The organism is Acinetobacter sp. YH12100, from assembly GCF_013419135.1.
GTDB lineage: Bacteria > Pseudomonadota > Gammaproteobacteria > Pseudomonadales > Moraxellaceae > Acinetobacter > Acinetobacter pseudolwoffii.
Window position 1 is genome coordinate 1 of record NZ_VPAQ01000035.1, and the last position, 6,368, is coordinate 6,368.

8 protein-coding genes are annotated in these 6,368 nt (G+C 35.5%); 4 read left to right on the top strand and 4 right to left on the bottom strand.

Translation table 11 applies throughout. The annotated features are described in order from the left end of the window. The first annotated feature begins 88 nt into the window (after positions 1-88). From FTU40_RS14645 to FTU40_RS14660, 4 genes are all read left to right on the top strand, one after another. On the top strand, positions 89-616 hold the full coding sequence (locus tag FTU40_RS14645; RefSeq protein ID WP_180041311.1) for a LexA family transcriptional regulator: 528 nt from the start codon (positions 89-91) through the stop codon (positions 614-616). Positions 617-640: 24 nt separating this feature from the next. Beyond that, the gene (locus tag FTU40_RS14650) at positions 641-1,936 is read left to right on the top strand and encodes a Y-family DNA polymerase (RefSeq protein ID WP_180009810.1); all 1,296 of its coding nucleotides are present in this window, start codon (positions 641-643) and stop codon (positions 1,934-1,936) included. 116 nt (positions 1,937-2,052) lie between these two features. Then, positions 2,053-2,391, top strand: coding sequence for a DUF192 domain-containing protein (locus tag FTU40_RS14655; protein WP_180009812.1), 339 nt, complete (start codon positions 2,053-2,055; stop codon positions 2,389-2,391). Positions 2,392-2,462: 71 nt separating this feature from the next. After that, complete coding sequence (locus FTU40_RS14660; protein WP_015060294.1) at positions 2,463-3,398, top strand: hypothetical protein; 936 nt, start codon at positions 2,463-2,465, stop codon at positions 3,396-3,398. A 45-nt stretch (positions 3,399-3,443) separates the two neighbouring features. Here the strand turns inward: FTU40_RS14660 and FTU40_RS14665 are convergent, their stop codons facing one another. From FTU40_RS14665 to FTU40_RS14680, 4 genes are all read right to left on the bottom strand, one after another. Beyond that, positions 3,444-4,517, bottom strand: a complete 1,074-nt coding sequence (locus tag FTU40_RS14665) for a relaxase/mobilization nuclease domain-containing protein (RefSeq protein WP_104516576.1) — start codon at positions 4,515-4,517, stop codon at positions 3,444-3,446. After that, complete coding sequence (locus tag FTU40_RS14670; protein ID WP_180041309.1) at positions 4,517-5,176, bottom strand: plasmid mobilization relaxosome protein MobC; 660 nt, start codon at positions 5,174-5,176, stop codon at positions 4,517-4,519. Before FTU40_RS14670 ends, FTU40_RS14665 begins: the two co-directional genes overlap by 1 nt. 223 nt (positions 5,177-5,399) lie before the next feature. Further along, the gene (locus FTU40_RS14675; RefSeq protein ID WP_227607606.1) at positions 5,400-6,149 is read right to left on the bottom strand and encodes a transcriptional repressor KorB C-terminal beta-barrel domain-containing protein; all 750 of its coding nucleotides are present in this window, start codon (positions 6,147-6,149) and stop codon (positions 5,400-5,402) included. Next, positions 6,136-6,368: IS1 family transposase (locus FTU40_RS14680; protein WP_257218538.1), on the bottom strand; the 233-nt coding region annotated here is incomplete at its 5' end. The genes FTU40_RS14675 and FTU40_RS14680, both read right to left, overlap by 14 nt.

The window sequence follows — 6,368 nt, forward strand, 5'->3', positions numbered from 1 at the left end:
AGTACCAGCGTACGGCCCACAGAATGATGTCACGCTGAAAATGCCGGCCTTTGAATGGGTTCATGTGCAGCTCCATCAGCAAAAGGGGATGATAAGTTTATCACCACCGACTATTTGCAACAGTGCCCGTATTGTAGAGATTAAGAAGTTTTTAGCGAATCATAAAAAGACTACCTTAAATGATGTAGCTACTATTACTTTAATTAATCCTTCAACCTTTAAACGTATTCCTTTAGCTTCAGAAAAAGTAGCTGCTGGTTTCCCCTCTCCCGCACAAGATTACATTGATAAAACTTTAGACATGAATGAACACCTTGTGAAAAATGAAGCTGCAACATTTGTTGTCAAAGTAGCTTCTCTTTCCATGCGTGACGCAGGCATTGAAATTGATGACGAGCTTTTAGTGGATCGTAGTCTTGAAGCTAAACACGAAGATATTGTTATTGCTTTAATTGACAATGAGTTCACCGTTAAGCGGTTAATGATTGAAGGTGATAAGTGTTGGCTTAAAGCTGAAAATCCAGATTATGACGATATTCACCTTAATGATTGCCAAGAATTATTAATATGGGGTGTAGTGACCTTTGTCATTAAGCCATTTAGGAAACATAAATAATCTAATCCTATTGGTCTAATCTACATGGAAAATCAAAATAAGATTTTTGCTTTGGTAGACATTAATAACTGTTATGTAAGCTGTGAACGTGTCTTTAATCCAAGCCTGAATAATAAGCCAGTAATCGTATTATCTAATAATGACGGTTGTGCTGTGGCTCGTTCACAAGAAGCTAAAGACTTAGGAATAAAGATGGGTGTACCTCTTTTTCAACTCAAGGAGCTTGTAGAGCAGCACAATATTACAGTCCTTTCGAGTAATTATGCTCTATATGCGGAAATGTCCCGCAGATTTATAAAAGTCCTAGCTGAATTTGTTACACCTCAAGAACAAGAAATTTATTCGATTGATGAATGCTTTTTAGATCTAACTGCTTATGCTTCAAATTATGATCTAACTGCTTATGCTCATTTAATTCTGGATCGGCTCTCACGTTGGCTAGGTTTGCCGGCCTGTATTGGAATTGGACGGACTAAAACAGAAGCAAAAATGGCTAATCATATCGCTAAAAAGAATAGTTATTTAAAAGGTGTATGTAACCTTGTTTCAATGGACTATTGTTCGATTGAGGGCTTATATCAATCTATAGAAGTTAGTGAAGTATGGGGGATTGGTAGAAAGCATACTAAAAAGCTGAATAGCCTAAGCATTAATACAGTTCTAGATTTTGTTTGTGCTTCACCCTTAATGATTAGAGATCAATTCTCTGTAGTCATGCACAGAACTCTATTAGAATTACAGGGAATTTCTTGCATTGAAATTGAGCAAAGTCCTAAAGCAAAAAAACAAATAATAGCAAGCCGTTCCTTTGGCCAGAAAGTTTATAGCTGTGAGGATCTTAAAGAAGCGATTACGCTTTATGTTCAGGATGCCGTAAGCCGTTTAAGAAGTGAAAATTTACTATGTGGCTGTATTATTAGTTTTGTTCAATCTAATCCATTTGATACTTCTGAGCCTTTTTATAATAAATCTTTGTCTTACGCTTTACCCGATCCATCAGACAATAGTTTATTACTTTCTAAAATTGCTACCTCAATGGTTGATCAGCTATACCAAAAGAATATTGGATTTAAAAAATGTGGAGTTATCCTCACTTGTCTTGAACCTAAAGCCACTCATATTTATGACTTATTCACGGACATGAACAAGATAGAATCAAGTAATAAACTTATGGATTCACTCGATGATATACAGAATAAATTTGGTAAGAGAAAAATAGGATTAGGTGCCAGTATGCTACCTGATAGAAATTGGAATATGTCACGTAATAAGCTGTCTCCCAATTACTTTAAATGGGATCAACTTATGAGTGTTAAATAATTAGTCATGACTAAGATAATTTTTTTGCATGTGACTTGCCACCTGGCTAAAAGGAATAACAGGAATTGAAATTAAAATATGCAGCGTTTATAGCTCTTTTAATAGTAGTGTCTGTTATGGCCTTTAAACAGGTTTATAACCCTTACTTTGATCAAGATAAAGAAGTAAAGACGTTTAGCTTTAATGGAAAAAAATTAACGGCTCTGTACCTATATAGGGAGCATGATCAAGAAATAGGTTTTAAAGAAAATCCTTCATTAAAGCCTTTAGTCTTTACGTGGAAAAAGCCGATTTATACCTGTTTTAATATGGTCAATGTACCTTATGACTTAGAGATATTTTTCTTTAATACAGATAAAAAAATTATTGGATCGGCTGTAATGGAAAAGTTTTCCAAAAAGCAGTATTGCCCCAAAGAAAAGATTCAATTTGCATTAGAAAGAATAAAAACTTAGATTTTTCAATCTAGTCTTTAGTATCTTTAAAATTGTTTGAATAGTAACTATATGGATAAAGAGTATAAAATATGTCTTTAATGTCGATACTGAAATCTTCAGATCCTAAGTGCAAGGAAGTAAAAGAAATTATAAAAAGTGTCGCACCCCAAAAAAAAGATTTCAAAACTTACAGTGGTATTCCTCCTTTTACTAATTATGAAGTTATGAGTGAACATAAATTAACGAGTAGTTATGATTCAGGCTTGGTTGGTACAGCATTTGACTACTTATCTAAAATAATTTGTGCGTACTACACGAATACTGAATTGAGTGCTAAGGAATTTGAGCAACCTAAAATTATCAGCTTTCTAGAGGAAACGAAAAATAAAAGCATTTTGGTATTGTATAAAAAAATTCAAAATCACATAGATTTTCTACTAGCTAATAAATCAAACGATTTAGAACTAAATGAAGAATTTATTGGTGGAATTATTCTTTTGGCTAAATTAGAAAATCTATGGCGATCTGGATTTCTACCAGTAGCAACAAAGAAAGACATACTAAAACCAACGGAGAACGTGGTTTACGAAGATATATCTTCCCTAGTCAAAAATTTTGATAATGTATTCATTAAGAATGGTCTTATTAAGCCTGATAGTCTGATCACATACAATCCCAGATATTCTGCAAATATCCGTGTTGCACTAGGGGGGATAGATGCAGATATTTGTATTGATGAAACACTATATGACTATAAAAGTACAAAAAATCATGGATTTATGATTAAAGACAGTATGCAGATCACATCGTATTACTTATTCTATTTAATGGATCGAATTATGTCGTCAACAGTGCAGATGCAACGACACAGAATAGAACGAATTGCATTATATAAAGCGAGATTTGGCCAAATTGAATATTTTGATGTTAAGCATATACCTGAAAAAGATTTAAAATATGCAATTTTTGAGCTTAATAGGATGTTTAAATTAGGTATGCCCGCTCAGAAAATTAAGGATTTTTAAAGGGCACTAAAGCACAGTATTGCGCCTTATCCTTCCCTTATATTATTAACGGTCTTGCTCTTTCCCCTTGTTCTTTCCGTGTTGAAGATCTAGCTTATTAGGTTGAATCTGTGGCTGTGGCGTTGGTTTTTTCACTTCTACCTGTTTCCGTAAATAGTCCACTAGATCAACTGCTAGTTTTCTATCTTGCGGATCTGGTGACTGTGATAGAGCTTTAGTAATTTCCTTGTAATGCGTCAATGCTTCTTTTTCTTGCTGTTTAGCTTTCTGGACACGTTCTGGACTTGCCTTATTTTTACCATATCGCTTAAACGATTTGCCCTGCTCTTTCATTTGTTTAACTGACTGCTTATCACTTCTATTTTTTTGAAGCCTAGCTATACGTTTTGTCGCATTCGCTTCAATCCCTCTGGATCTTAATTTTTCAGCAAAACTTTCTCGCCATTCCTGAAGATCAGCCTTCCTGATATTTAACCGATCACCTTTTTCAGAAACAGCTTTAACAACAACATGCACATGCGGGTTTTCACTTGGATCTTTTGAAGGGTCATTGGTAAAGGTATGCTGCACCATCATATATTTATGGTCTTTAAAATGTTCCTCTGCAAATTCTTTTGCAGCATCATAAACGCCTTTTTCATCCGTACCTTTCGGCATAGATAACACAATATTAAAAGCCTGCTTATATTTAGATTCTTCATCAGAAATAGGTGTACCTGACATTTGCCAATCTTCAGCAGTATCTTCTATATCATCCTTACCATTAACTTTATTTCCGTCCTGATCAATTCCCTCTAATTGCCCATTCCGTGTGATATATCCCATGTGGGCTTTCACCTTCCCCATAGAATTACCTCCACCAGTAACCTTGACCATTACTTCAGGGGTCTTTTTACTGATTCTATTTAAAGTTGCCTTAACGCTATTTGGAGATGATTTAGGGGCTGATTTAGCTGAATGGCCAGATCCATTTTTAGGCTTAGACAGATCATTTAAAAAAGTATCTAAACTTTGGGTCTGATTAACACGCTTAACTTTAGATCCGTTAAGTAGCTGCTCACCATGAGCAAGCAAAGTGCTTTGCACTTCTCTGGTAGTCTTACTGCTTCCGTTAGCCATTATTCCCACCTCTTTTTATTGCGCTCTAATAGAGTGAAAACATGCCTAACTTGAGCTTTTACTAGCTGATGTACTCGCTCGACAAATTCTCTATCGTAAGATTCATAAATACCCTGATTCATATTCTTAGCCATTTGGTTTAGGTTTCTACCAATCGCCAAAAGCTGACTATTTGATTCGCCAAGTTTAAGAGCTTCTTCCTGGCTAAAGAATATTGAATCTTTTGTGACATTAGCTGTTAAAACCGAAATGATATATTGATTCGGTTTCATGCCGATCTGTGCTGCTTTCTCATTAATGGCTTTCATCAAACTTGGTTTAAGCCGTAATTCTTTGCGTGATGTTTTTTCAAATACATCTATAACGTCTTGCGTTTTTTCTATTTCAGATAACTTTTCCTTGATCATTTTTTTGATCAAGTCGTCTGGATCTACTTCTTCAAACTTAGCTAACTGATAGATTTTTTCGGTTAAGTCCTTTTCCAGATTCAAGGAAAAATCTTGTCCTGAAAAGTTAGGATCATTCTCTTTTTGATAAGAAAGTTCTAACGCTTTTTGGAAAGGTGCGCCTTTCTTAATTCCCTGTTTTTCACACTTTGCTTCCCACCAATCAAGCACTGCCCGATCAACTCTGAAAAAGATTTTATTGTCTTTAGTCATGATTAATTCCATAAGCAAAGTAATATTTTGCTTATCCCATTCTATCAACTGGGTGACAAAATGGCAATTTTAACGGCTACTGCCTATCCTGCCCTAGATTATATATCTTCTTTTTTTCCCTCTTTTCTCCTTAGTCATGACTAAGGGTAATCAAGCTAGGTGGTCGGGAAAACCCGCCCAAAAAAAGACCTTGCATTAGCAAGGTCTTTTTCCATTGGTAGGTTTAGGCTTCTTGTAAATACTCGATTTCAAGGCTGCTGCAATCTACGGATACCTCTGTTCCATCTTCGTATTTGATCCATGCAAAACCCAAAGAAGAAGGCTTTTTATTAAGCATCAGGTTCGCTTGTCTGCCGTCATGAATAACAACTAAAAGCGGTTTTTTGATTTTGTCTGGATCTTCTTCTTTAGCTTCTGGCTGCTCTTTCTGGTTCGATTGATCCATCAGTTTTTTAACTTCAAGTTCTTCAGTCGCTTCAGCTTGATCATTCCCATTAAAATTGAAAGATTCATTATCATCAATAATAGCGGTTTGCTCTTGGCTTTCTTGCGCCTGTGGTTCTGATTCTGGATCTGCTTCAGTCGCTTCAGCTTGCTTAGGTTCTTTTAACTTTTTAGATAGAGCCTGTACTTTCGATCTGATAATGTCTTGACCATTCTCTAAAGATTCATCCACCCAAGCGTTTACTTCTTCAGGGAATGATTCCCAAAGTTTGCGTAAGTCATACAAAGTCTTTGGAGATTTAAAACCTGCATCATAAGCCTTAGATAAGCACTCTGGCATATCCACTAAAGCTAGGTGAGTAGAAATAAAAACAGGATCTTCATTTAACTTTTTAGCGATTACGTTTTTCTTCTCGCCTTGCTTAATTTTCTTTTGGATGAAAAGTGCAAGCTCAATAGGTGAATGGTTAAGGCGTTCTTTATTCTCCGGTGGTGTTTCAAAAAGTATGCTGGCATTAAACGAATCCATTATTGATATAAAAGAACACTAAATCAAAGGCTTTGAAATGATTTTCAAGCTTTTTGGAGAAGTTGCAGCTTCTCCTAAAGCCTCGCCTGATTCGATGCCGTAATCGACAATTATTGCCTTCTATACCCACAGTGAAAAATTTACCAATCAACTGTTTGCATTCTTTAAAGGTCGTAACAAAGCTATCCCAATGGTCACTTGATATACATGTATAGCTTA